The organism is Paenibacillus sp. P4_E11 (assembly GCF_056401635.1).
In genome coordinates this window covers 16,146-42,711 of record NZ_JBFUIX010000046.1, presented here as the reverse complement: position 1 = coordinate 42,711, position 26,566 = coordinate 16,146, and the positions used below count along the sequence as shown (strand labels likewise).

Genomic DNA, 26,566 nt, shown 5'->3' with positions numbered 1-26,566 from the left:
GCCTCCGCATAGTTGCGGAGGCGAAGCATCTAATGCTATTGAGATCCAAGCTGGCTAAGCGCGGAGCACTTGGCCGTCCAGGGTCAGTCGCGTGCGCAGTTCCGCGTAATCCACATCCTGAAGGGCGCAGCCCTTCTCCAGTGCCAAGGCAGCAGCGGTAGCGGCGGATTGACCGAGGATCATGAAGACCGGCTCCATACGGATGGAACCGTACGCGATATGCGACGACGACAGACAGACCGGAACGAGCAGATTCGCGCACTCCTCCGCCTTAGGGACGATGGCCCGGTAGGAGATCGGGTACGGCCCTGTCGGATTAATCTCGACGTTGCCTTCATTGATGCAGCGGCCATCCAGCACGATTCGACGGCAATTGTGCGAATCCATCGTATAGGCAGCCAAGCCGACGGAGTCTTCGATGACTTCATAATGGCGGCAGTGGTACTCCGTCATGACCAGATCGGAGACAAGACGTCTACCTTCCCGGACATAGAGCTGGTGCGGCCAACCGTTCGTACGCTCGAATTCGTCCGCTGGCAGCCCCCACTGTCTCGCCTCCGCGCGGATATGCAAGGGGACACGTTCATCGTTAGCCAGAAAGTACAGCATCCCCAGGTTGTAGTGGACGTGATCCTGGAAGATCTGCTCCCGTGCCAAATAGTCCGCTTCTGGCCAAGCGTGGTTGGCCCCGATGTGGTCGGTGGATACGCCGCCGCGATTGTTCAGGTCACTCTTACCCTTAGGCATGAGCTTGTTCAGCTGCATCGCATCCCACACGCCTGCCTTGAGGTAACGAAGAAGCAGCTCGAACTGGGCTGGATTATAATTCGGCGGCTCAGGGAACTGAATGCGGTTAGCCGCAACATTCGACAAGCAGATGCGGAAATTGTAAGCCTGCACCGACTTGTCGCCCTGCCCTTGGAAGCCAGGCTCTGCATCCATTACCCCAGGCAGCAGCCCGCTATCCGGCTTACCTGCCACGACATACGGATCGATCCACGCCTTGAAGTTATGGGACGGATGCCCGAAATGAATCCCATTCAACGTCTCACGGTAGGTCGCATTGGATTCGCGGCCAACGGTATATGAAACGCCCGCCCGGGCGAATAGGTCCCCCTCATAGGAGGCATCGACAAACATCGAGCCGCGATATACTGTACCGTCCTCCATATGAAGCTCAGTGATTCGGTCTCCCCGCTTCGACACGGTAGCCAGATGTTGATTAAAGTGAACCGGGACTCCGGCTTGCTCCATCCAGGTGGTGAAGATCTGTTCCGCCACATGCGGCTCGAAAGCCCACGTAACGCCATCCGGCTCTTCCCCGCCGTAGATCGTGCCCAACTCGCGGTAAAACTCGCGGGCGATACCTCCGATTGCCGCCTTATTCCCGACATCGGTCCGACCGAGACCGCTGGACGTCATCCCGCCCAGATTACGACTGAATTCCGCAATAACCGCACGCAGCCCCATCCTCGCCGCTTGCAACGCTGCTGCGATCCCGGCCGGTGTCCCGCCGTAGATGCATAGATCCGCTTCGATGATGCGGGGACTGGGCTTACTCGTTGGATTGCCTGTATGCTGCTCAAGCCGCTCGGGCTTGTAATAATACAATTGTGTAAAGTCTGCCATCTTCGCTATCTCTCCTTCTCTATGTATCTTCTACTATTATTCTATCGGGTTATAGGGCAATGCAAGCCACGGCGTTTCCATCCGTCTGCCTGTATGGAGAGACTCCATGCCTGCAGCAATCAGTTGGGTTGTCATATAAGTGCGCTCTAGGGGAACTGAAGAACGCCCCGTGATCACGAGCCGCTCGATTCGCTTGACCAACTCGCCGAAATGCATATAAGGCCGTTCCAGGCCGCTATCGCATCGTGCAGCGACTACCGCCCCGTCTTGATGGCGGAAGGCGAACGACCATTCTCCGATGAACCGCTGCAGTTGCAGCACGTAGCCCTTGACTCCATCGGCATACTCGACGATGAAGATCACGGGGACATCGACGTGATCACGGGGATGGCCGGGCTGTTCGCTCCGCAGCGCTCCCAGCGCTCGGAGCATCAGCTCCTCCGGCCAGTCGCCCTTGTCCATGGCCGCCCAGACAGAGCGGCCTTCCAGCGCCTGCACGGCGATGACGCCGCATTCGCCGCCTGTACGTTGCTCGGCCAGCGACTGCAGCACCTCCATCCCGTGGAAGCCGTACGACTCGATCCCGAGCCAGCTCACGACGACGATGTCCCGTACATCCCGGAGCCGCTCCGGGTCATAGGCCGGGACATGGGGCACGAGCGGGATCGACGAGCCCCCCAGGAACGGGATGTGGCGCAGCTTCAGCTGGCGGTAGATCCATTCGCAATCCGCTGCACTTGCAGCCAGATGCTTGTCTGAGAAGATCGGCGCCGACAGACCAAGCGCATCATAGGCGCGGAATGTCTCTTCGAAAAACCGGCGCCGCGGGTACAGCTTCTGCCGCTTCTCGTTCCACGGGTAATCCCCGTGTTCCGCGATGAGCAGGACGCCGTCCAGCGTCCCGCCAGCGGCTGCAGCGGCAATCGTCTCTCCGATCGAATCATAGATCGGAATGCCGTACACCCGCGAGACGTCGCGGCTCATATCGTTCGCCGGCACCTGGTCGGCGTACAGCGCAACCACGTCGAGCTGCGAATCGTGGCCGAGCTGGCCCAGCAGCCGGCCGACGATCACTTCCGCATGCGAGTTGTGGCGGTACTCCGTGACCGCCACCGCCACTCGCGACTTGCGCCGCTGCTCTTGCTCGGGCAGCGCGCTCATCGCTGGCTGCCCCCGCCCTCGCGGGCGCGAACGTCCTCGTCCATCCAGCGGATGGACCGGACGACCCACTCCGCCACCGCACCGGCGATGGCGTCCAAGTACTGCCGACCCTTGACACCGTCAGCCGGCGTCGGCGGGTCGGTGAACCCATCGGCGCCGGTCAGCTCACCATGCCTGCCGATAAATGCACCGGCCGGGCCGGCATTGATCCAAGGCCGGCTCGGGTGGCTGGCCGTGAAGCGGTCCCGCCGCACAAGTGACGGCGCGATCGCTTCGATGAGCGACGTCTCGAAGCCGCCGGCATGGCCGGGCACGAGGCCCATCTCCTGGGCCTGCAACGCTTCAAGAGCAGACCGCGCGACACTCCAGTAGGAGGTCGAGGCGGTCCACACATCGTGCGCGACGGCCAAGTCCTGTGCCGTCTGGTGCATCATCGGCTCATTGCCGCCGTGGCCGTTCAAGAACACGATGCGGCGAAAGCCGCCTTGCACCAAGCTCTCGCCAAGCTCGCGCAGCATCTGCAAGTACGTCGCCGAAGAGAAGGACAACGTGCCGCCGAACGCCAGATGATGGCTCGAGCAGCCAATCGGCAGCACGGGGGTCAAGAGCAACCCGGCGCCCGACTTCAGCGGACGCTCCGCCAGCGCTGCCGTGGCTAACACGCCGGCCTGCACCGCAATTGCTTCACAGATCAGCGTGTCGGTGGACACCGGCAAATGCGGCCCATGCTGCTCGGTGGCGGCAAGCGGGATAATGGCTGTCCAACCGGCCTCCCCCATACGCTTCAGCTCATCGCGCGTGTAATGAGACAACCAAATGTCCGGATTCTCATCCGGACACCCCATCATACGATCATTCAAGTTCATACTGTAAACCCTCCGTCCACAGTAAACAACGATCCAGTTATATAGGAAGCAGATTCCGATAACAGGAATGCCGCCAACTCCGATACTTCATCTGGCGTACCCGACCGGCCCAGCAAAGTGCCGCGCTTCACGGACTCCTTGAAGGAAGCCGGCAACGAATCCAGCGCGGCCTCTGTCTTGATGTCGCCTGGAACGAGCACATTAGCCCGAATGCCGCTTGCCGCATAATCGGCTGCTAGGACGCGGGTAAAGTGATTGATACCAGCCTTGGCCGCGCCGTAAGCCGGACAATCCTTGCGTACCACTTGCCCCAGCACCGAAGAAGTGTTGAGTATAACGCCGCCACCACTTGCGATCATTAGCGGTAATGCTTGCCGATTCGTAAGGAATGTACTGGTCAGCGTACCGGTAATGACACGGTTCCACTCTTCCAGCGACAGATCCGTCACGGATTTCATCACTTGACTGTAGGCATTGTGGTACAAACCATCCAGTCGACCGAAGCGCTGTTCGATCTGTTCGACCGCCTGGCGAACTTGCGTCTCATCGCTCATATCGGCGCGCACATACAATAGATTGGGCCCACCATTCGCCAGCTCCAACCGTTTCATCGCCTCATCCTCAGCGACAATATCGTTCGCGACTACAAGGGCGCCACGATTCAAGAACAAGGAGACAGCAGACAGACCCAGCTTGCCAAGCGCACCGGTGATCCAGATAACCTTGCCATCTAATCGCCCGCTGCCTTCTCTAGCTGTAACAACCGCATGTGCCGTGCTCACGCTACCACCTCCGCTGTCCCGCGAAGCGTTGCCCCGCCTTGAAGAATAATTTCATAGATGTATGGCGATTCGGCTTTCACGGTGAACAACCCCTTATCCCAATCATACGTGACATAAGCCAGTTGATCGATACTCTCCAGCCACACTTGAAACTTCTTCGTCACCAGATAGCCTCCGACTGTGAAGCAACCTTGCTGCGGGATCTCGATTGGCTTCCGATGAAGCAGCTTATTGTCGCGTTTGCCTATCTCAAGACGTGCACGCTGATCCTCGGTCATGTTGTCTCCATGACCGAATCCACCCACACCCGCCATCTCGTCGTAGCGAAGAAGCGAACTGCGTCCCAACTCATGTATTCGCTCGGCATACAGCCGACTTTGCACAACCTGCACACGGTCATCCCGATCCCCATGGGCCATATACAAAGGCGTCAATTGGTTCTCGGCCAAGTGCAACCCGCTTCTGGACCGATATCGCTCTGGATCATCCTGCGGCAGGCAGCCGATCCAGATGTCCATATCGTCGCGGAATTCGCCGACCTCGTCCATCGAATACCAGACTGCATAATCGGAAATGCCGTACAAGGCGGATGCGGCGGCGAACAAATCCGGGAATTTGTTCACCATAGCCAGCACATTGCCGCCACCGCCGCTGCCGCCCTCCAAGTACACAACCGACTCATCGGCTATCCACGACGCATACTGCTCACGCACGAATTGAACCGCATCGTAGATGTCCATTAACTCTAGCCCATTGCAATCCGGCTCGCCCTGCGAGAATGCCCTGCCCCGCATGTCGACTTGGACGATTAAATAATCGCTTGTCTCATAAGGAACGTGTCGTTCTTGCGGCTTCGGCATGCTCATATGCCAGCCGTGCAGCTGGACGAGCATGTACGAGGGTTTTACCGGCTTAATCACATTGATTGCTAACCGGATACCCGGTGTAACCGACGATTCGTATATTCGGAAATCTTGATAAGGAGATGTGAACTCCGGCAGAAGCTCCTTCGCCTCGATGCGGATTCTGTCTTCATATATGTCGTACATGCAAGCTTCCGCCTTTTCGTATGAATGTCTTACCCTTCAACCGGGCTTTGGAGCCAAGGTCCTACCGCATTCGTCACTTCCCAGGTCCCATCCGCGCGGCCAAGCAGTTCAATCGAGCTGCCGACTGTACCAGCTTTCACTTCCGACCCCGAACCGTATGGATTCCGTATAGCCCCGCCGGAGGCAGGCTGCACAGCCAGCTCATTGGACGCTTCAATCAGGAACGTATACGTGTAACCTGCCTTCGCCACAGGAAGGGTTAATACCGTCCCGCCTGCCGCTCCCTTATTCGTGATTTTGTGCCCCGTATGGCTGGTGCTTACTGCCCCTGACACCGGGTAAGCCACGACTGGCAGCAGCCGGCTCTCGGTCTGCAATTGCTCCGTCACAGGATCGACGTAATACAACGCATGATCGGTGCCGCCGCTTACTCTGCAATTCGTGAACGCAATGTTACGCACAATCTCCGTCTTGTTGCGCTTGAGCGAGAAGCCTCTGCGGATCAGTCCAGCAGTCCGACTGTCAATCGACTCGCAGTCGATGAAGACGACGTTGCCGATGGACAGTCTTACCTGCTGCGGGACCGTCGTTACGATGAAGGAAGACCCATACCCGTATGCGTCGTCCGGCATATTGACCGTGTTGCAGTTGATTGCCTTGCAGCGTACATAAGTACGTCTAACGCTATCAGCCGAGCAGGACAAGTCCGAGAACCCCGCGTACTGATCGCTGTCCGCCGTACAATCGATCAGCTTCACCTCGCCCTGTACACCCTTAATGCCGTCGCCTCCATAATTGACCGAATAGCCAAAAGAGTTCCCCTTGGTCCGGCAATTCTGGAACACGATGTCCACTCGCTCGCTCGCGGCGGTCGGCCTCAACAAGGTGACCAGAAAGCCCCGGCCTGTGTTGCCTTCGGCTAAGCAATCGATGAACTTAATATTCTTGAGCAGCTCGACAGCGCTATTCGGCTCAATGTCGACGCCGCTTTGCGGAGAGGTACCCTTCGTGTTCGTGAATCGGCAGCCTTCCACAAGCAACCCGTCTACAGAAATAACAGATAGCCCTTGTCTACGGTTGTTGTTCGCTGTACAGTTCCGCAGCACAATGTTCTTGCTATATGGAAGTGTCGCTTCATAAGCCCCAACGTAAAAGCCGTCTCCCCCGCTATCATTGGCGCTAAGATTGTCGATGGTCACATTTTCCGAACCGCCGATGTCGAAGATGTGGGCTTGTTCGCCAGATGTATAAGCGGCCTTGTTCATACGAATGACCGCACCGTTACCCGTAATCGTTACGTTCTTCGCGTTCTTGATACGGATCAACCGTTCGTAAGGCGCTGTAAGTCGAAGGTTATCTACAGCCTGAATGATCGTTCCGGGCTCCAATTCAATCGCGATGTTGCTCGGCACAAACAGCTGGCCTGTCAAATAATAGGCTCCCTGCTGCTTGGGCAGGAACAGCTTTCTTCCTGTCGCAGCATTCAACGCATTTTGCAAAGCAGTCGTGTCTGGCGTCACTCCATCGCCTATTAACCCGAACCAGGTGGCGATTATCGTATCGCTATAGACGCGCTTGAATCGCTTGCCATTCGTGGAGACGAGAACCGTCCCGGTGTTGTCCAGTGTTGTGGAGTCAGCCGGATCGTACAGGAACAGCCCTTCCTGTCCTTTATCGATCACATAGTATCCATAGCGCACGATTGGATTCGTTTCCTGCCTGAGCTCTTGTACGGTCGTGGTTAAGCAATATTGGAGGTTGAGCAAATCTTTCCAATGATCCGGCCCCCCGCCTGTTCCGTATACCGAATCGGTCACAGATGTTGCATCTTTGGCAAAAGCCGAACCTAAGCCCACACCCTGAAGCAATCCAGTCGAAGCTACCGCCACGCCCGCTAGTCCAATCGATGTAAGCAGCTTCCTTCTGCTGATTCCGCCAGTACCCGTCTCATCTACCTTCTTGTTCGTTTCCAGTTCGTTGTTCATGATTCATCCCTCGCTCTCATGGAATAACTACCCTTTCAACCCCGTAGAGGCCACGCCTTGTACAAAATACTTTTGCGCGAACAGAAATACTAGCAGTACCGGGATGATCGTAATGACCGCACCGGCCATAATCATCGTCATTCGGTTGTTGACTTCATTTTTCAGAAACAGCAAGCCTAGCGGCAGGGTGTACAAATCTTTGCTTTGCAAATAAATAAGCGGTTCGAGCGTATTGTTCCATGCACTGATGAACGTGAACACCGCTAGTGCGGACAAAGCCGGCTTCGATAGGGGCAAGTAGATTTTGTAAAAGATTTTCCAAGGATTCGCTCCGTCTACCCAAGCGGCATCGTACAGCTCCTTAGGCAAGGTACGGAAAAACTGATGCAGCAGGAAAATACCGAACGCGCCGCCTAGAAAACTTCTGATGATAAGCGGGTAATACGTATCGAGCGCTCCCACGTTCTTCCATATAAAATAAGTCGGAATCATCGTAATCTGTGAAGGCAGCATCATCGTCCCCAGCATCGCGATAAAGATCAAGTTGCGTCCGCGAAATTGGAAGAAAGCCAATCCGTAGGCAACAATGGCGCAAGAAAACACCATGCCGATCAGATCGAGAATTGTGACGAATAAGCTGTTCAACGTGTATTTGAAAAAGTTGACTTCCACCCATACGCTCTTGAAGTTGCTCCAGACCAGTGGGTCCGGGATAAGCTCCGGCGGCATCATCAGCTCGTTACCCGGCTTCATGAGTGAAGTGGATACCATGTACAGGAACGGGATGAGCATCAGAATCGCACCAATGCCGAGCACGATATAGGCAGTCCAGATTAGCGAAGATGATGGTTTATTCATAATGCACCCACCTTTTCTCCGCCATTTTCTGAATAAGTGTAATGGCCAGGATGATGATGAACAGCCCCCACGCCATGGCGGACGCGCTGCCCATCTTGAAGTTCAGGAACGCATCGCGGTAGATCAGGATGTTCGGCACCATGTTGCGGTCGGCCACCGCCATCATGTCGCCCAGCATGACCAGGAACACGTCGAACGCATGGAATGCCGAGATCGTAGACAGGATCATGACCATGTACACCATGGGGGAGACGATGGGCACTGTAATCTTGGAAAATAGCGCCCAGCCGGACGCCCCGTCCATCCGCGCTGCTTCCATCATCTCCTTGGAAATGTTCTGCATCCCAGCTAGAATGAGAATCATGGAATACCCCGCACCCTTCCACACGTTCACGACGGCGATTGAGCCGATTACCAGCCACCAGTGGCCGCTGCGCACCCATTCCACGGGATCGAAACCGAACAAACCGATGAACCAGTTGAGCATGCCGTAATTGGCGTTGTAGATCCAGAGCCAGATCATGCCTCCGGCTACCCAAGGCGTAATGACCGGCAGGAAGTACACCATACGGAACAACGATTTGGCGTATATTTGCTGATTCAGCAAGTATGCCAAAATGAGGGCGGCCCCGGTCTGCAGCGGTACGAACAGGACGGCGAAGTAGCCGACATTGCGTAGAGACAGCCAGAACGCTTTATTATGCAGAATCTGGCTCCAGTTGCGAAGCCCCACCCAATGCGGAGCATTGAACAAGTCCCACTTCGTGAACGTCAAGTAGAAGGAGAAGACGAACGGGAACAAGAAGAAGATTAGCAATTGCAGGACAAACGGTACGGTGAAGATGAAGCCCCACCAGCCTTGTTTGCGCATCGGTACACCCCGTTTATGATTGCGGAATCGTTGTTGACTAGTCCGTCGGCTGCAGAACCGGGCTCGATTGCCCGAGTCAGGCCGGCTGCCGACAGTGTTGGATCAGAGAGTTGCCTACTTGTTATCGTCGAGAATTTGCTGCACCTTCTGCTGAATTTCTTTCACGCCGTCCTCAGGCTTACGCTTGCCATCCATTATGTCGTCCAGTATCGGACCGGCTGCGGCTCTCCATTCGTTCCACGAAGGGTTCTCGTCAAGCGTCTGGCCAGATTCCTGAATGCCTTGCGTATACGCCTTCTTGTTGAGCGGCTTGAACGTCAATTTCTCCACAGCGGCAAGCGCGGTTTTCTTCACTGGCATACTGGCGCCACTCTCGGAAAGGAACGTCTGCGCTTCGTCGCTCAAGTAATACTTTAGGAACGTCCAGGCCGCTTCTTTCACCTCAGGCTTCGCCTTGGAATAGACGACCCATTGGTTGACGACCATTGGAACGAATCGCTTGCCGTCTGCACCAATCGGCATCTTGACCGTATCCCAATCCAGGTCAGGCTTGTTCTTATTCAACGCCACTTGGCTGGAGTACTGGAAGAACACCATAGCAGCCTTGCTGTTCTCGAACAGCTTGCCGGTATTCGCCAGCTCGCGAGTAGGACTGATCTTCAGCTTGTTGATCGTGTCCGACCATGCCGTCAAGCCTGCAATCGATTTAGGATCCGTGAACATCGCCTTCGTCATGGTGGGGTCTAGCGCCGAACCTCCATACGACTTCATCCACGGCAACCACCCTAACGTAATGTTATTGCCGGCCTGGAAGCCGTAAATGTCAGTTTTGCCATCGCCGTCCGTGTCCTTGGTCAACTTCTTGGCCGTTTCAATCATGTCCTGATACGTCCAGTTGTCTGTTGGGAGGGGAACGCCGGCGTCTTGGAATATTTTCTTGTTGAAAGCTAGTGCCCCTGCATTAATACCATGTGGAATTCCGAATACTTTACCATCCGTCGTCTTGGCGGCCAGTAGAGCGCTTGCATAATCATCAGTCTTCAAATCTCTTTTTATGTAGGGCTCCAGATTCTCAGCCACGCCGCGTTTCCCGTAACCCGCTATAACTGCATTCTCTTGCAGCCAAATATCAGGCGGGTTGTTACCGGCGATGCGGGTCGTAATCTTCGCGATAAAATCAGCCCACGGCGCCTCATCCACTTCCAGCTTGATGTTCGGGTATTTCGCCTGGAAGCCTTCGATGATCTTCTTACTCGTGATGTCATAGCTGCCCGGAAGACCGATCTTCAAGCTGACTTCTTTGGGCGCCGTAGCCGTAGCCGCAGGGGTGGCGCTTGGTTGATTACCTGGTTTGGGATCCTTCGATGCAGTGTTGGAAGCACAGCCCGCTGTAGTAAGCGCTACCACAGTAGCCAGCAACGTCAACTTCTTTTTCATATACAAGACCTCCTGATTGTTTACGTAAGGTTAGGTTCATTCATCGTAATGCGGTCAAGCGTCTGGGAAAAGGTGCAAATCTCCTGTTTTTCTCGCCAACCCCCTTCTTGGATAAATAGTCGAAGACCCTTTAGTTACACGTGTTCGTAATTGGAGTTAAAAACGGGTCCAGCACATTCCTTAGAATATTTTGGACCCGTGTTTAGTTTATTACACCTCTTCACAATTCGTCAACACTTTTTATTACACGTGTTCTTTAGTGTTTAGGGGCTTTGTCGAGTCTCTCACCGTCAGCTCACACTTGATCTCCATGTTCATCCACGGACCTAACTCCGCACTGTTTAGGGGCTGCACAAGCATCTTCAAAGCGGCGTCGGACAGCGCCCGTATGGAAGGTCCAACGGTTGTTAGCGGAATATCCAGCATTCCCATCTCCGGAATATCGTCGTACACGACAAGCGAGAACTGCTCTGGAATTCGCACATCATTCTTGCGGAGCAGCTTCATCAACTCGAAGGAGAACGACTGGCTGTCCACAACGAATGCTGTGGGGCGGTCCGCYCTGTCCAGCAGCTCTACTACCTTGTGCTCGTCGAACAACTCCCCTTCTTCCGCAGTTATTATGTATTCCGGGTTGTAGGTCAAGCCCAGCTCCACAATACCTTGCGTGAATCCATGCCACTTCTCGGCTCGTTCTCCGACGAACGCGATCCGCGTGTGACCGTATTCCGCCAAGTGCTTGACTGCCTCATAAGCGCCTCCTCTACGGTCAATGCTGATCCGGTGCGTTCCCTCCAGCTTCCCGCCTCCCATTAACAGCATTCTACCTTGGAATTGCTCCTTCTGTTTCATAAAATCGAGTGTCGGCGTCCAGTTAGGCGGACACCAGAATAGGACGCGATCGATGAAGTGTTCGTTGAACATCCGCAGCGCTTGCGGCGGCTCGGCCATGGAGATCATAACGTTCAAGCCTAGCTTGAAGCCAGCCTTCTGAATTTCCCGGCACAGGTGGTAGAAGAACAAGCCTTCCGATTTGGGCCAGATGAGCCCGATCGAGTCCGACGCCCGGTCCACAAGCCGTTTGGCTGCCAAGTTCGGAACATAGTTCATCTGCTCGGCGATGTCCATAATCTTCTGCCTGATTTCTTTGCTGACCCCTGGCGCTCCGTTCAACGCTTTGGACACTGTTGGGTGCGTGACACCTGCCATCTTCGCTATATCTTTAATCGTTACTTTCATAAAGGTGTCGATCCTTTCTCTTGTTCCTTCCATGCGCAATTGCGTATCCCTCTATATTACACGTGTTCGTGGTTGAACAGCAATAATAAAAAAAACGAGAGCCCGCTAAGGCTCCCGCATTTGACTGTACCCGCATGGACAGTGAACGACCAGCGCCCACTACCCTGCACCATACCAAGAGCCCGAAATGAACTCTCCATCCATACTATGAGGCTTGGTGGCCAATGACACTTGAAAATGCCTATTTCCGAGAAAAAAGGCACTAATCTCAATCGGGCTTCAGACCCTGTACATATGATAGCGCATGAAACCATTCGACTGAGCCCGGGAGGAATTGAAGTTGAACGATGCAGCCCTGTTGCGCTTGCTGCAAGAACCCCCCGTACCTTCTACAGAACCGGCAAAAAAACACATCATCCATTTCAGAACCAAATCCGACTATCTTCGCTTCATCCGCAGTTGGAACAGTTCGAGTCCATCGCTAAGCGCACTCCCGGCCATCCAACCGATTCAACTTATTCATGCGATTTCCTGCACGCTGCCGAGCGGTTCTGTGCTCAACCAGCATCCCGGCATCCGGTTCATCGAAGAGGATGTCCTCCTCCAGGTCCATGCCCCACAAGCCCGACTCGTCTCTCAGCAGACGAGTGGACAGCGGGAAGATACGCCCTCCGTCCCATGGGGAGTCCGGCAGATCAAGGCACCGGAATCGTGGCGCCACGCCCGCGGTAACCGTATCAGGATCGGCGTCATCGATACCGGGATCGACTACATGCATCCCGATCTGCGCGGCCGTATTTCTCGTGGCGTCAATATGATCCAGCGAGGTAATCTTCCGATCGACGACAACGGTCACGGCACGCATATCTCCGGTACAATTGCTGCCTCCAATTCGTATTCAGGCTTGGTCGGCGTCGCGCCGATGGCGATGATTCATCCTGTCAAAGCGTTCGATCATAATGGCACAGCCTTCGTTTCCGACATCATTCTCGGAATTGACTGGTGCGTGCGCAATCGCATGCACGTCATCAATATGAGCTTCGGTATGCGCAATCGCAGCAAATCCCTGCACGACGCGGTGCGGAACGCTTATGCAGCCGGCATCTCGATCGTAGCTTCCTCCGGCAATGACGGGCGTCGCTCCCAGATTGATTACCCCGCCCGGTTCGTCCAGACGATTGCGGTAGGGGCCACTACACGGAATACGCGAATAGCCCCGTTCAGCAACCGGGGCAAGGCCATCGATATTTATGCACCAGGCGATAAGATTCACTCCACCTGGCTACAGCGCAAGTACATGGAGCTAAGCGGGACGTCCATGGCGACTTCGCACGTCAGCGGCGTCATCGCCCTCATGCTGACACTCAAGCCGGAGCTGAGCCCGAAGGACATCAAGTCGCTGCTGCGCAAAACATCGAACCCGATCACCGGGCTCCGCACGAAGGAGCCGAGCAGCTGCGGCGAGATCGACGCCGTGCGCGTGCTCCGCATGTTGAAGCCGCAGCAGTCCTAACCTGCTGCGGCTTCGCTGTTGTTGCAGCACGCGCTGCAAGTATGGCCGCAGCGTGCTGGACGCCGCCGCGTTGTACAAGCTGCGGGCGCTCGGCGCGCCGCAGTTCAGGGCTAGCGGCGTGCAGAGCCGCCGCAGCTACATGCTCGTCGGCGCCGATACGCCGACGAGCTTCAGCACGTTGCGGATGTCGATCCGCAACGCAGCCAAGAGCGCGAGACGCGCCTGCGTGAGCGTCGCGTCTTCGGTGATGACCCGCTCCGCCTTGTAGTAGCTGTGGAACAGCGACGCCAGCTCATACACGTAGCGGATCAAGCGGTGCGGTGCATGCTGCTCAGCTGCCTGCGCCACTTCCTCAGGCAGGTCGCCCAGCTTGCGCAGCAAGTCGAACTCGGCCTCGGTCTGGAGCGCCGACAAGTCGATCTCGTGGATCGGCAGCATCGTGACGCCTTGCTCCTCGGCTTGCCGGAATATACTACAAATACGAGCATGCGCATATTGGACGTAGAACACTGGATTCTCATTGGACTTGGAGATCGCCAGGTCCATATCGAAGTCCAGGTGCGAATCCGTGCTGCGCATCGTGAAGAAATATCGGATCGGGTCGACGCCGACTTCGTCCATCAAGTCTTCCATCGTCACCGCTTTCCCCGTCCGCTTGGACATCTTCACCTTCTCGCCGTTCTGGAACAGGCTGACCATCTGCGCGATCAGTACCGTCAGCCGTGCCGGGTCGAACCCGAGCGCCGCCATCGCCGCCTTCACGCGGGGGATGTAGCCATGATGATCCGCTCCCCAGATGTTGATCAATTCGTCGAACCCTCGCTCGAACTTCGTCCGGTGATAGGCAATGTCTGGTGTCAGGTACGTATAACTGCCGTCGTTCTTGATCAGAACGCGGTCTTTGTCATCCCCGAGCGGTGTCGTGCGCAGCCAAGTCGCACCCTCTTCCTCATAGATGTGACCGGCTTCCTTCAGGATGTTCAACACCGGATCAATCATGCCGTTCTCATACAGCGAGGTTTCACTGTACCAGACATCGAAGGAGACACCGAACCGTGCCAAGTCCCGCTTCAGCTTCTGCAGTTCCTTATCCAAGCCGTATGTCCGGAAATAGCTGCGGCGTTCTGCTTCCGGCAGCGACAGTAGCCGATCGCCTTCCTGAGCAGCCAGCTCCTGTGCGAAACCTTTGATGTCTTCACCGTAATAGCCGTCCTCCGGCATCTCCGCTTCTTGACCTAGCGCTTGCTTATAACGTGCTTCAATCGATTTGGCCAAGTTATCCACCTGGTTGCCCGCATCGTTGATGTAATATTCACGGCTTACGTTGTAACCGGCGAAGTCCAGTACATTACAGAGTGCGTCGCCAACAGCCGCTCCCCGGGCATGTCCGAGATGAAGGCTGCCTGTTGGATTGGCACTTACGAACTCCACTTGTACTTTGCGCTGCTGCCCGAGATTAACCCGGCCGTATGCTTCATCCTGGCTCAACACTTCGCCAACTATCGGATACAAATAGCTTTTGTCCATGAAAAAGTTAATAAAGCCTGGTCCCGCAATTTCCATTCTGGACACGCCCGCCTTCGCCGTGTTCAGTTGCTCCACAATGCCCTCGGCGATCAGCTTCGGATTTTTCTTCGCAAGACGGGTCAGCTGCATCGCGATGTTCGTTGAGAAGTCCCCGTGCAGCTTCTCCTTGGGCACCTCCAGCACGAAATCAGGTATCGCTTCCGCTTCAACCAGACCCGTTGTCGCTACCGCTGCTACTATCGCTTCTTTCAACTGGGATTTGATTTGTTCCACTGTACTGCTACTCATTATCGGTTCCTCCCTGACTATTCCCCATAAAGTGATGTAAATGCTTCGTAGCTTATTCCTATTACTTTCCGGGGACCCCAATTCTATTCCCCATAAAGTGATGTGAATGCTTCGTAGCTTATTCCTGGTACTCTATTCATCATTCTTTCTCTTCTATATCGAGTCTAATCTTGTACACGCCGGTATATTGTCCGTCCACGTAGAGCTCGTACTTCCATTTAACGGAATGCCCCCGTTCGACCGACTTGTGCGCAATCGTTCGGGTCACGCACTCCAGCAGCATACGGCCGCGGGTTTGCGAACCACTCATCTTATCTGCCGCTGGATCGCTGCTTGCAGGCAGCCAATAATTACCCGCCATTCTAGCCCCGCTCACGAACGTCTGATCCGACTCGATCTCTCCATGCCGCAGCACCCGAACCTCCTTGTCGTTCCACTTCACCATTGTGGTCGTCTTTCCAAGAGAAGGATCGGGTTCCGGGTATCTCACGTAGCTTGAGCCCGTGGTGGTCTCGTACCACTCGCCTTCCGCCTGCAGCTTCGAAGACTGCCCGCCTCCGCTGCTCTCGATCCGGATGCGCACCTGCCGCTTCCCAGCTGTCATATTACCACCGTACTCCCGTTTATTGGTTAGTGATAAGTGTATAATATAGCGGGGGTAAATTCAATTCTTTACCCTAAGAAGACAGACCTCACATGAAAAAAGAAGCCAGAGGCGGTCAAAAACCCACCTTGGCTTCACTATCCTACATCACTTATTTAATCAAATCTTCCACGAATTTAGGCAGCGCAAACGCCGCTTTGTGTAATCGAGGTGTGTAATATTTCGTATCCAGCTCCGGAATTTGCGTCTCGTCGACTGCGAGTGGATCTGCCTTCTTACTGCCCATTGTGAATGTCCACAAGCCGCTCGGGTATGTAGGAATGTTCGCGCAATATACGCGCACAATCGGGAATATCTCACGAACGTCACGGTTCACGGTGCGGATCAGATCAGCCTTGAACCAAGGGTTGTCCGTCTGCGCCACGAAGATACCGTCCTCTTTCAACGCCTCATAGATCCCTTGATAGAACCCACGCGAGAACAGATCAACAGCCGGTCCTACAGGCTCCGTGCTATCTACCATAATGACGTCATAGGCGTTCTTGTGATCGTGAATGTGCATAAAGCCGTCGTTGACGATGACTTCTACTCGCGGATTGTCGAGCTCTCCTGCGATGGAGGGCAAGAATTTCTTCGAGTATTCGATAACTTTGCCATCGATGTCCACGAGCACCGCTTTTTCTACCGCTTGGTGCTTAAGCACCTCCCGGACTACTCCTCCGTCGCCTCCGCCTACAATGAGGACATGCTTCGGATTCGGGTGCGTGAACAGCGCGGGATGCGCCACCATTTCATGATACACGAATTCGTCCTTCTCCGTAGTCATAACCATGCCGTCCAGAACGAGCATCCGCCCGAATTCAATCGTATCAATGATGGCTAAATCCTGAAACTTCGTTTGTTCTCTAACGAGGGTCTCCGTGATTTGAGCCGTTATGCCAAAATGTTCAGTTTGTTTCTCCGTATACCACAATTCCATGTTCATTCCTTCTTTCTCACAATATTCGCTTGGAAGACGCTTCTGCTTACAAAGGCCTCCCTTATTGTACCACAAGGCACAAATTGTATTATATAAAATCGATGTAAAAATGCAATCCCCATCCCACACCGCCACACTTCTGTCGCACTCCATAAACAAAAAATACATTCCCGACTCCTGAACATCAGTTTCTACCTAGCAGATATAGCTAAGAAGCGCGGTCCGACGTATACCATAGTCCTCCTTCGGCTACCCTGCTAATGAGAGTAACCATGAGTAACCTCTTGGGAGATAAGTAGAGACGAAAGGGAGTATCAGGCATGCCGAGGGACGATCGAACAACCAGTAAAGCCACTTCTGAACCGGAGTCTGTCTCAAGGGCGGATTCCAGATCGAATAGATCGCGCATGCGTACCAAGAAACCCCGCAGACTGTTGCGCAAATTGTTCACTCTAATGTTCTCATTCAGCCTACTCTGCACCATCGGACTGGTCGGTCTACTGTTCTACTTGCGCTCACAGGCACTGCCTGTCAGCACGACGCTGCAAAACTTACAGCTCTACGACATTCGCGGAGAAGCACTCGTCTCTTCCGCTCCTGGCCAGAACCGGGAGTTCGTCCCTTTGTCGAAGATCTCCCCCGCTCTCATCCAAGCTACGCTATCTATTGAGGATGAACGATTCTACGATCACTACGGACTTGATTTCAGAGGGATTGCCCGAGCTACAGTAATCAACCTCGAACATTTGGAGAAGGTGCAGGGCGCCAGCACGCTTACCCAGCAACTGGCACGCAACCTGTATTTGTCTCACGATCGCACGTGGAGTCGCAAGATTAAGGAAGCGTTGTATGCCACCCAGCTGGAGATGAAGTTCAGCAAGGATCAAATTCTCGAGCAATATTTGAACCAGATCTATTACGGCCATTCCGCCTACGGCATTCAAGCGGCAGCCAAGATGTATTTTCATAAAGACGCGAGCGACCTGACCTTGGCGGAGAGTGCATTGCTAGCCGGCATCCCGAAAGGACCTGCCTATTATTCGCCTTATTTCGACCCTGACAGTGCCAAGCAGCGGCAAGAGCTTATTCTGGATACGATGGTGAAGAACGGCCATCTCACCGAGTTTGAAGCCCGTAATGCGAAGCAAGAGAAGCTCGCCTATCAGCCACGGGAGAACAAGACACCCACGAATGCTGCTCCTTACTTTCAGGACTATATTCGGTCGATTGCCACGGAGAAGCTTGGCATAAGTGAGCAAGAGTTTGACGAGGGTGGATTTCGTTTCTACACCACAATCGATCTCAAGGCGCAGCAAGTGGCTGAAGACATCGTATCGAAGCATATGGAGGGCAACGATGAGCTGCAGAGCGCCTTGGTCGCCATCGATCCGAGAACCGGCTACATCAAAGCGATGGTTGGCGGCAAGTCGTACAATGCCAATCAGTTCAATCGGGCCGTCTCCAGCAGTCGGCAACCAGGCTCGGCCTTCAAGCCATTCGTCTACTTGACCGCCTTGCAGCAATCCGGCTTCACACCAGTCACACGATTCAAGAGCGAACCGACGGTCTTCACGTATGATGAGGGGCGCAAGGCGTACACGCCGAGCAATTTCGCCAACAAATATCCGAATGCGGAGATCGATTTGCGCGAAGCGATTGCGAAATCGGACAACATCTTCGCTGTACAATCAATTATGCAGGTGGGGGTTGACAAAGTCATCCAAATGGCTCGTAAGTTAGGCGTCACTAGCCCGCTCGAACCGCTTCCGTCGCTTGCCCTGGGTACATTCCCGGTAAGTCCATTGGAGATGGCCTCTGCCTTCGGCACATTGGCTAACATGGGCAGCCGGATCGAGCCGACCGCGATTATCCGGATCGAAACGCCGAACGGCAGAGTGTTGTATGAGGCCAAGCCGAAGAAAGAACAAGTCGCCGATCCGGCGTCCACGTACGTGCTGACGAATCTGATGAAGAGCGTGTTCGCCGAAGGCGGGACAGCCAGTCGAGTCGCCTCGACGTTGAAGCGGCCGGTCGCCGGTAAGACTGGTACAACCAACACCGACTCGTGGATGGTCGGCTTCACACCGGAGCTGGCTACGGCGGTGTGGGTTGGCTATGATCGCGATAAGACGATCAATGCGATCGACTCTTATCAGGCTGCCCCGATCTTCGCGGAGTTCACGGAGCAAGTGCTGGAGCCGATTCCGCCCAAGCTGTTCCCGATGCCCGACAATGTGGTGAGTGTCTACATCGACACAATCACCGGCAAGCTGGCGACGAACGGTTGCACCACCAACACACGCATGGAATCGTTCGTGAAAGGCACGGAACCGACGGAATCGTGCTCGGGTCAACAGGTCGAGCCAGACAGTGCTGCGCAGCCGGGCAAGAAAGATTCGAAGTCTTGGTGGAATGATTTCAAGCGCTGGTGGAATGATTAAGTCCCTCACAAAGTAAAGAGGATGAAAGCTCCACAAGGAGCGACCTCGTGCCGAGTTAGACGGGTTTTCCGTCTAAAAGCGCCGCGGGGAGCGACCTCCAGCGGAGTTAGACGGATTTTCCGTCTAAAAGCTCCACAGGGAGCGACCTCCAGCGGAGTTAGACGGGTTTTCCGTCTAAAAACTCCACAGAGAGCGACCTCCAGCGGAGTTAGACGGGTTTTCCGTCTAAAAGCTCCACAGGGAGCGACCTCCAGCGGAGTTAGACGGGTTTTCCGTCTAAAAGCTCCACAGGGAGCGGTCTCCAGCGGAGTTAGACGGGTTTTCCGTCTAAAAGCTCCACAGGGAGCGGCCTCAGCGGAGTTAGACAATAGATACGCAAAGAGGAAGACGCGAATACGCGTCTTCCTCTTTGCTGTCCTAGCATATCGTGCGAAGATATACTCCACCTAGTTTACTCGAGAAGGTGGTTTCGTTTCAACGCATGACACATAATCGCCACATATTTATTACCCCAAAAAGTGACGTATTGCTATCGTAGCGTATTCCGATTACTTTTCGGGGACCCCGGATTTAATACCCACAAAGTGAAGATAGCCTTCGATGCTTACTCCTATTACTTTGTGGGGGCCCCGGACTTATTACCCCAAAAAGTGACGTATTGCTATCGTAGCGTATTCCGATTACTTTTCGGGGACCTCGGATTTACAACCCCACAAAGTGAAGATGGCCTTCGAAACCTGCTCCTATTACTTTGCGGGGGGCCCCGGTCCCAGTTTCTAGGCAAGCGCTACTTTCAACTGTTCGCCGGTACGCTCCCACCATTCCGTATTGTGCTCAATCAGCACTCGCTTCAAGGCAGCTTTCTCCGTCTCGTTCAAGCCCTCTGTGATTACGCGGCGCTTCATCGCATAGTCCATCTTGTTCACATGATCGGCTAATATCTTCCACCCGCGCCGCGCCTCCGTATCCACAAGCATCTCACAAGCCGTCAATCCCGCATAGAACGGCCCATCATCGTCACGTCCCACATACACCCATACGATCCAGCATTTGCGACCGTTCGGCACATCCTCCTTGTTCATGCTGAACTTGACGCCCTTCTCCACCTTGCTCTTGGCATGGATGGCGCCCAGATCGATATACGCCTCATCCCCATCGATAATGATGCTGGACAAGTTATTCAGATCAATCGTGCCCGCTCCGAACCCACGGTGCTCCTTAGTGCTGACTACGTTCAGCGAAAGCTTCTTCTTCTCTTTCACTGGCTCCTGCTCTTGCCCTTGAGCCTTTTCCGGCACTGTATTTGAATCACGATCGTCCATTTCGGCACCATCCTATCAGTCGTTTCTGGAATTATCATTCTTTTTACTCATTTTAGCTAATATTTGTCCAAATGCAAACATATAGATGGGGTAGAAAGCTTGTCAACGGGGTGAATATGTCAATGTCCAACTACTTCTTACGCCTGTCCAAACATCCGGCGCTCTGGATACTCATTACTGTACTTGCGCTCGGCACCCTGTCAGCGGCCTTCTTGCCGGGTTCCAACTCCTCCGATCGCGCCGCATTACATCAAGAGCCGTCCGCCGGGAATCAGCTCGAACCTCCCGCACCAATCCGTATCGCGCCGAAGGCTCTGAGCGACCGAATTGTCGAGTACCACATGTCCGTCCAACTGGACCCCGACAACAAAACACTACAAGGCGCCCAAGCAATCACTTGGGAGAATCCTGGCAGTAAGCCAGTCAGCGAGCTGTATTTCCACATGTACCCTAATGCGTTCCAGTCCAAACGGACAACCTTCAACAAGGAATCCGGCGGCAAGCTCCGTCAGGATGAGATGACCAAGGATAGCTTCGGCCGAATGGATATTACGTCTATTCGTGCGGAGGACGGGCTCGACTTGTCCTCAACCCTACAGTTCGTTCAGCCCGATGACGGCAACAAGCAGGATCAGACCCTAGTGAAAGTGCGCTTACCCAAGGCGGTAAACCCTGGTGAGCGAACGACGCTTAAGCTGAACTTCTCTGTTCAACTACCGCGTGTATTCGCCCGCATGGGGTATAAGGACGATTTTGTTATGGCAGGGCAGTGGTTTCCTAAGCTTGCCGTGTACGAGCCCAAAGGCACTCGAGGACGTACAGAAGAAGGTTGGAACTTGCATCAGTATCATGGGAACTCGGAGTTCTACGCCGACTTCGGCATCTACAATGTGAGAATTCAAGTCCCGTCCACGTATACAGTGGCCGCGACCGGATTTCCAACCAAGCCCGCTTCAGACGATGGCAAAAAGAAGACCTACTCCTTCTACGCTGACGATGTGCACGATTTCGCTTGGGCCGCTTCACCTGAGTTCGTCTACGCGGAGGAACCTTTCTCCACGCCGAACATCCCTGGCGTAAAGATTAAGCTCTATCTCGATCCGGCGCATAAAGACTTGAAGGATCGCTACTTCTATGCAGCCAAGCGGGCACTAGCCAAGTACAGCGAATGGTATGGCACCTATCCCTATTCCACGCTGTCCATCGTCGTACCCCCTGATGGAGCGAATGGTGCGGGAGGCATGGAATATCCAACGCTCGTCACAGGCTGGGCTGCCTCCGGGAATACGTCCGGGTTCGGTCTGGAACGGGTCATCGTCCACGAGATCGGGCACCAATATTGGTACGGTATGGTAGCGAGCAATGAGTTCGAGGAAGCTTGGCTCGACGAAGGCTTCACTTCGTACGCCGAAGATATGGTCATGGAGAGCGAGTTCGGGGAGAAGCCGAATCTACCCTTGGAATCGAGCTATATGACGACTCCTGCCCCGCTCAAGCAGGACGCCTGGCGATATGAGAACCATAGCCACTATGCGGACAATGTGTATATCCGTGCCAAGCTGGTGCTGAAGGGGATCGAGGATCAGATCGGGAAGAAGCAGATGCAGAAAGTGTTACGCACTTATTTCGAACGATGGAAGTTCCGTCACCCGTCCACCATGGATTTCCAAAAGACGCTTGAAGATGTGACCAGCACGAGCTGGAGCGGCTTCTTCGACCAGTTCGTGTACGGCGGTCTGATGGCCGATTACTCCATCGATCAAGTGCAGTCCAAGAAGGTGAAACGCGACGGCGAGCTTGTGTATGAACACTCCGTTCTGGTACGTAAGCTGGGGGGCTCTTACAAAGACGTTCCGGTGCAGTTCCATTTCTCCGACGGCAGTACGGTGGAACGCGCATGGGCGGGTACCGATTCTCAAGTACTGTTCACTCTCATAAGCAACTTTCCTCTGGAATGGGTCGTTATCGATCCGGCTCACACACTCGTTCTGGAGAACAAGCGTATCAACAACTTCTATCAAACCGAAATCAACGAGAAATGGAAGGTTCGCTGGAACATAGGGCTTGTTAAGCTGATTGAGACTTTTGTGGATGGGATCGCTTGGTAAGCCATGAACGGTAAGGGGGGAATACTTATGCTTCGCTATTTAAATGACGGCTTTCGAACGACCACTTCGCAATATTTTCTACTAATCGTACTGTGGATCTATCAATTCGCTTGGGGACTGCTGCTGCTATCGTTCGTCAAATCCATCGTCGTGCCCTTAATGCATCGATATCCAAGCGGGCACCTATCCAGTTCTGCGACACAGCTATTCTTGACCGAGGGCGAATTCCAACTAACGAAAACCGATATTAGCCACCCTTATATTTGGACCTTATGTGGACTGATCCTGGCGAGGATGATTCTTACACCCATGATTAACGCAGGCATTTTCTACTCTATTCATCATACGCACCTGAATGCTGGCTACCGTTTCTTCAAAGGGGTGAAAGAACTCAGCGGTATGTTCGCGCTCTATTATTTGTTCCAGATCGCCCTGACTGCCGCCCCACTCTATTGGCTCTATCCGATTGCGCAGAAGGCACTGAGCACCCAATCGTCCTACGAATCACTCGCACTCTCTCTGCTGCCTTGGCTAGTCGGGATGTTCGTATACGGTTATCTCATCCATCTGATCTTCCTCTACTTAATGCTTGGCAAGACGATCCAGGCCCCTGCTCTCGAAACGATTGGTGTTTTCATACGCCGTCTGCCTGTAGTCCTGATCATCGCTGGTGTGCTGCTGACACTTTCCGCCGTGCTGACTGCCCTGACCTTATCGGCATCCTTAATGTGGGCTGGCCTCTCTGCCTTGATCCTGCATCAAGTGTTCCACATCCTGAAGATGTTGTTCAAGCTGTGGGCCGTTTCGACGCAATACCACTATTTTACAGAAAATAACGTCACATAGTTCGGTTTTTGACACGATTAGCCCAAAATCCGCTAAGGATTTCGGGCTTTTTTCTTGTTTTCGCATTTTTTTCGCAGAGGAAGGAGGATTTTGCCAGACAAAGGCGAATACATAAACCTGGTATAAAAAAACAATCGATATTTGCCGAATTCCCGATTTCCGGGAAACGGGGGATCCAATCTGGGTGAATTGATCTCGCTTCAAAGTGATCATAGGGAACCTTCAACCGAACCCTCAGCTAACCTCGTAGGCACTGGAAGGAGCTTGTCGTTTTGAAAAAGGTTTTTTTGTTTTTCGCAAGTCTTGTTATTCTACTAAGTTTCCACCTTGGTAGCGCTTCCGCATCAACGGTCCTCGAATCGACGGTGGACGAGCTGGTCGGCACGAAGTATAAGTACGGCGGAGTTTCCCCGGAAACTGGCTTCGATTGCTCCGGCTTCACGATGTTCGTGTTCGCCAAATTCGGTTTCGAGCTGGCACATCAATCCAAAGCCCAGAACAAGGAAGGCTATTGGATTGCGAAAGAGGATCTGAGACAAGGAGACCTCGTGTTCTTCAACACCGATGGCTCCGGCATCTCCCATGTAGGTATCTACTTGGGTAATGACGAGTTCGTACATTCAGCTACGGACAAAGGTATTGTGAAAAACAAGCTCAGCGAGAAATACTACGTCAAGACGTATGTATCCGCTCGGCGGTTCCTCACAGATGACACTTACAACCAGTTAACCGCAGAAGTGAGCAAGTGAACCACCCTTTGATGATCCAAGCTTAACCCCACAACAAGCCCGGTACGACGCGGAACTATCCGCCGTGCCGGGCTTGTATTCATGATCGGCTAGTGCTGGAGCTGCGTTCGCACCCAGGTCTGGAATCCCAGCGTAGCAGGACTCAGCTTCTCTCCCTTTCGCCGACATAGACGAATTGAATTCGTCAGCTTCATCTCAGGGACATGGACTTGCGCCACCGCCCCTTCAGCTAAGGCCATCTTCACCTCTAGGGCGGAGACGAACATGGCTCCATAACCTGCAGCTACCGCACGAATAATCTCATACAGCCCATTGAATGTCAGGCCGATCTTCAGCGTAAGCCCCTGCTCCCGGCACAATCCCTCCAGCATATCGCGGGCTGAGCTCCCTACCTCACGGACGATGAACGGTTGTTGCAGCATCGTACCCAGCGTCACGCTCTGGTCGGCCAGCGGATGGTCTCGAGGCACAACGAAGATCATCTCGTCGTCCAACAACAGCTCACTCTCCAGCTCTTGCGGTATCCCCCCTCCTCCACCTATAAAAGCTAACTCCGCCTTGTACGTGAGCAACTGCCGAATGGCCTCCTGACTGTTGCAAGAGTTCACCAGGATATCCAGATCAGGATTGCGCAATTTGTAGCCAGCCGTCCATTGGGGTAGGAGCCGATGTGCAGGCAAGGAAGTCGCAGCCAATCGCAGCCTGCCCCTCTTCCCTTCTCGATATTGCTCGATCCCGGCCTCGATCTCCTGCTCCAGTGCGAACAATCGCTCCGCTTGCTCGGCCAACAGCTCACCTGCCTCCGTAAGTGAGACGCCTCGGCCTCTTGGTTCGATCAAGACCAATCCCATTTCACGCTCCAAATTCCGTAATTGAATCGTGACCGCCGGCTGACTAATCCTTAATTCCTTGGACGCTTGAGTCACGCTTCCTAACCGGGCTACCGTGTGAAATAGCCGGAGAGCATGCAGGTTCATAGGGAAACAACGCTCCATTCATAAATTTAATATATGATATTACGATTATTATATATTAGTTTTATATTTCTGGCTGCTGTATGGTAAAGCTACCTTAGTATACAGGAGTGGTGAAGCGCATGAGATGGGTATGTTGGGATTGTCGTCGGGAGCGGCCTGCTGCGGAATCGCAGCTGCTGCAGTGCCGATGCGGCGGGTGGTATGACATCGAGCAGGATTACCGTGGAATCGACATGGATGTGTTGAAGCGGCTGTTCCACGACCGCTTGGCCGAACGGATGACCCCCTACGCCAGCGGCGTATGGCGGTATAAGGAACTGATCGATCCGGAGCTGCCGCTCTCGTCCATCGTGACGAAGTACGAGGGCAATACCGGCCTCTATACACCGGCCCGAGTTCAAAGCTATGCCGGTGTGCGCCGCCTGTTGTTGAAAGCGCAGAGCGAGAACCCGAGCGGCTCGTTCAAGGACAACGGCATGACGGCGGCTGTCTCCCGTGGGGTAGCGGAAGGCTATCGCCGCTTCACCTGCACCTCGACGGGCAACACGTCCGCCTCGCTAGCGATGTATGCCGCCTTGGCCGGCGCCGAGACGATCGTGCGGCTGCCGGACGCCCATGTGGCCGCAGGTAAGCTGTATCAGACGCAGGCCTATGGTGCAAGGATCGTGCCGATCACGGGTGGCGGATATGACGCTGGTATCGCCTCCTTCGTAGCGGAGGGGAGCCGCCTCGACGCTTACGTATGCAACTCCATCAATCCGCTGCGCATCGAGGGTCAGAAGAGTATCGTCTACGAAATTGCGCAGATGTTAGGCTGGACGTTGCCCGACTGGATTGTAGTACCTGGCGGAGCCTTGAGCAACGCCGTCGCCTTAGGCAAAGGCCTGCGCGATCTGCTGGCACTCGGCTTCATCGACCGTCTCCCCCGTGTGGCCGTTATTCAGGCTGAAGGCGCCGCACCCTTCCACCGTCTGGTGACAGAGGGAGCACTCGAGCTCCAGCCTGAGCCGCACCCGCTCACCATGGCTTCCGCGCTGAATATCGGCAACCCGCCCGGATGGAAGAAGGCGCTGCACTACGCGATCCGCCAGACGAAAGGCTTGACCGCCATCGTGAGCGATGCGGAGATTGTGGCGGCCAAAGCCGTCATTGACCGCAGCGGCATCGGTTGCGAGCCAGCCTCTGCCGCGACCGTCGCCGGACTGCGCAAGCTGGTCGCCTCGGGTGACATCCACCCGGAGGAGACAGCGGTGTGTATTCTGACGGGGCATCTGTTGAAGGATACAGCTATGTGAGTAGGCATCCGAGAAAATCTTCACATTATGGAGATTACTA

The 26,566-nt window shown here is 54.3% G+C and carries 22 protein-coding genes and 1 riboswitch; of the genes, 6 read left to right on the top strand and 16 right to left on the bottom strand.

What is annotated here, in order from left to right:
• Positions 1-54: 54 nt before the first annotated feature.
• The 10 genes from AC1DWB_RS18050 to AC1DWB_RS18005 form a co-directional block, all read right to left on the bottom strand.
• Positions 55-1,629, bottom strand: a complete 1,575-nt coding sequence (locus tag AC1DWB_RS18050; RefSeq protein WP_477542471.1) for an FAD-dependent oxidoreductase — start codon at positions 1,627-1,629, stop codon at positions 55-57.
• A 36-nt stretch (positions 1,630-1,665) separates the two neighbouring features.
• Positions 1,666-2,613 (bottom strand): hypothetical protein, encoded by a 948-nt coding sequence (locus tag AC1DWB_RS18045; protein ID WP_477542470.1) that lies wholly within the window; start codon positions 2,611-2,613, stop codon positions 1,666-1,668.
• Positions 2,614-2,786: 173 nt separating this feature from the next.
• The gene (locus AC1DWB_RS18040) at positions 2,787-3,656 is read right to left on the bottom strand and encodes a creatininase family protein (protein ID WP_477542469.1); all 870 of its coding nucleotides are present in this window, start codon (positions 3,654-3,656) and stop codon (positions 2,787-2,789) included.
• Positions 3,653-4,438, bottom strand: coding sequence for an SDR family NAD(P)-dependent oxidoreductase (locus AC1DWB_RS18035; RefSeq protein ID WP_477542468.1), 786 nt, complete (start codon positions 4,436-4,438; stop codon positions 3,653-3,655). The genes AC1DWB_RS18040 and AC1DWB_RS18035 overlap by 4 nt, the downstream gene beginning before the upstream one ends.
• Entirely contained in the window at positions 4,435-5,487 is a 1,053-nt protein-coding gene (locus AC1DWB_RS18030; RefSeq protein ID WP_477542467.1) for an alpha/beta hydrolase family protein, read from the bottom strand. The genes AC1DWB_RS18035 and AC1DWB_RS18030 overlap by 4 nt, the downstream gene beginning before the upstream one ends.
• A 29-nt stretch (positions 5,488-5,516) precedes the next feature.
• Positions 5,517-7,472, bottom strand: a complete 1,956-nt coding sequence (locus tag AC1DWB_RS18025) for a right-handed parallel beta-helix repeat-containing protein (protein ID WP_477542466.1) — start codon at positions 7,470-7,472, stop codon at positions 5,517-5,519.
• Positions 7,473-7,499: 27 nt separating this feature from the next.
• Positions 7,500-8,330, bottom strand: coding sequence for a carbohydrate ABC transporter permease (locus AC1DWB_RS18020; RefSeq protein ID WP_477542465.1), 831 nt, complete (start codon positions 8,328-8,330; stop codon positions 7,500-7,502).
• On the bottom strand, positions 8,323-9,201 hold the full coding sequence (locus tag AC1DWB_RS18015; RefSeq protein WP_477542464.1) for a carbohydrate ABC transporter permease: 879 nt from the start codon (positions 9,199-9,201) through the stop codon (positions 8,323-8,325). The genes AC1DWB_RS18020 and AC1DWB_RS18015 overlap by 8 nt, the downstream gene beginning before the upstream one ends.
• Before the next feature lie 114 nt (positions 9,202-9,315).
• Positions 9,316-10,638, bottom strand: coding sequence for an ABC transporter substrate-binding protein (locus AC1DWB_RS18010; protein WP_477542463.1), 1,323 nt, complete (start codon positions 10,636-10,638; stop codon positions 9,316-9,318).
• A 243-nt stretch (positions 10,639-10,881) separates the two neighbouring features.
• A complete protein-coding gene (locus AC1DWB_RS18005; protein WP_477542462.1) occupies positions 10,882-11,877 on the bottom strand; it encodes a LacI family DNA-binding transcriptional regulator in 996 nt (331 codons plus the stop codon).
• Positions 11,878-12,217: 340 nt separating this feature from the next.
• Here AC1DWB_RS18005 and AC1DWB_RS18000 point away from each other — a divergent pair, with 340 nt between their 5' ends.
• The gene (locus tag AC1DWB_RS18000) at positions 12,218-13,390 is read left to right on the top strand and encodes a S8 family peptidase (protein WP_477542461.1); all 1,173 of its coding nucleotides are present in this window, start codon (positions 12,218-12,220) and stop codon (positions 13,388-13,390) included.
• Between the two features lie 135 nt (positions 13,391-13,525).
• Here the strand turns inward: AC1DWB_RS18000 and argS are convergent, their stop codons facing one another.
• The 3 genes from argS to speE all read right to left on the bottom strand — a co-directional run bounded on the left by argS (position 13,526) and on the right by speE (position 16,788).
• Positions 13,526-15,205 (bottom strand): arginine--tRNA ligase, encoded by a 1,680-nt coding sequence (gene argS, locus AC1DWB_RS17995; protein WP_477542460.1) that lies wholly within the window; start codon positions 15,203-15,205, stop codon positions 13,526-13,528.
• A 139-nt stretch (positions 15,206-15,344) separates the two neighbouring features.
• The gene (locus tag AC1DWB_RS17990; RefSeq protein WP_477542459.1) at positions 15,345-15,809 is read right to left on the bottom strand and encodes a YwiB family protein; all 465 of its coding nucleotides are present in this window, start codon (positions 15,807-15,809) and stop codon (positions 15,345-15,347) included.
• Positions 15,810-15,960: 151 nt separating this feature from the next.
• Positions 15,961-16,788 (bottom strand): polyamine aminopropyltransferase, encoded by an 828-nt coding sequence (gene speE, locus AC1DWB_RS17985; protein ID WP_477542458.1) that lies wholly within the window; start codon positions 16,786-16,788, stop codon positions 15,961-15,963.
• Positions 16,789-17,108: 320 nt separating this feature from the next.
• Between speE and AC1DWB_RS17980 the strand changes: the two genes are divergently transcribed.
• The gene (locus AC1DWB_RS17980; RefSeq protein WP_477542457.1) at positions 17,109-19,229 is read left to right on the top strand and encodes a transglycosylase domain-containing protein; all 2,121 of its coding nucleotides are present in this window, start codon (positions 17,109-17,111) and stop codon (positions 19,227-19,229) included.
• A gap of 776 nt (positions 19,230-20,005) precedes the next feature.
• On the opposite strand, the gene AC1DWB_RS17975 is transcribed toward AC1DWB_RS17980, so the two are convergent.
• The gene (locus AC1DWB_RS17975) at positions 20,006-20,551 is read right to left on the bottom strand and encodes a YwhD family protein (RefSeq protein ID WP_477542456.1); all 546 of its coding nucleotides are present in this window, start codon (positions 20,549-20,551) and stop codon (positions 20,006-20,008) included.
• Between the two features lie 116 nt (positions 20,552-20,667).
• Here AC1DWB_RS17975 and AC1DWB_RS17970 point away from each other — a divergent pair, with 116 nt between their 5' ends.
• From AC1DWB_RS17970 to AC1DWB_RS17960, 3 genes are all read left to right on the top strand, one after another.
• Complete coding sequence (locus AC1DWB_RS17970) at positions 20,668-22,659, top strand: M1 family metallopeptidase (RefSeq protein ID WP_477542455.1); 1,992 nt, start codon at positions 20,668-20,670, stop codon at positions 22,657-22,659.
• A gap of 27 nt (positions 22,660-22,686) precedes the next feature.
• Positions 22,687-23,505 carry a hypothetical protein gene (locus AC1DWB_RS17965; protein ID WP_477542454.1) on the top strand — a complete coding sequence of 273 codons (819 nt, stop codon included), beginning with the start codon at positions 22,687-22,689 and terminating at the stop codon, positions 23,503-23,505.
• A gap of 132 nt (positions 23,506-23,637) precedes the next feature.
• A riboswitch (cyclic di-AMP (ydaO/yuaA leader) is annotated at positions 23,638-23,773 on the top strand.
• 4 nt (positions 23,774-23,777) lie between these two features.
• The gene (locus AC1DWB_RS17960) at positions 23,778-24,254 is read left to right on the top strand and encodes a C40 family peptidase (protein ID WP_477542453.1); all 477 of its coding nucleotides are present in this window, start codon (positions 23,778-23,780) and stop codon (positions 24,252-24,254) included.
• 89 nt (positions 24,255-24,343) lie between these two features.
• Here the strand turns inward: AC1DWB_RS17960 and AC1DWB_RS17955 are convergent, their stop codons facing one another.
• Together AC1DWB_RS17955 and AC1DWB_RS17950 are read right to left on the bottom strand one after the other, a co-directional pair.
• Positions 24,344-25,231 carry a LysR family transcriptional regulator gene (locus AC1DWB_RS17955; protein WP_477542452.1) on the bottom strand — a complete coding sequence of 296 codons (888 nt, stop codon included), beginning with the start codon at positions 25,229-25,231 and terminating at the stop codon, positions 24,344-24,346.
• A gap of 89 nt (positions 25,232-25,320) precedes the next feature.
• On the bottom strand, positions 25,321-25,632 hold the full coding sequence (locus AC1DWB_RS17950; RefSeq protein ID WP_477542485.1) for a hypothetical protein: 312 nt from the start codon (positions 25,630-25,632) through the stop codon (positions 25,321-25,323).
• On the opposite strand from AC1DWB_RS17950, the gene thrC reads away from it, so the two are divergent.
• Positions 25,582-26,526, top strand: a complete 945-nt coding sequence (gene thrC, locus AC1DWB_RS17945; protein ID WP_477542483.1) for a threonine synthase — start codon at positions 25,582-25,584, stop codon at positions 26,524-26,526. The genes AC1DWB_RS17950 and thrC overlap by 51 nt on opposite strands.
• Positions 26,527-26,566 lie beyond the last annotated feature (40 nt).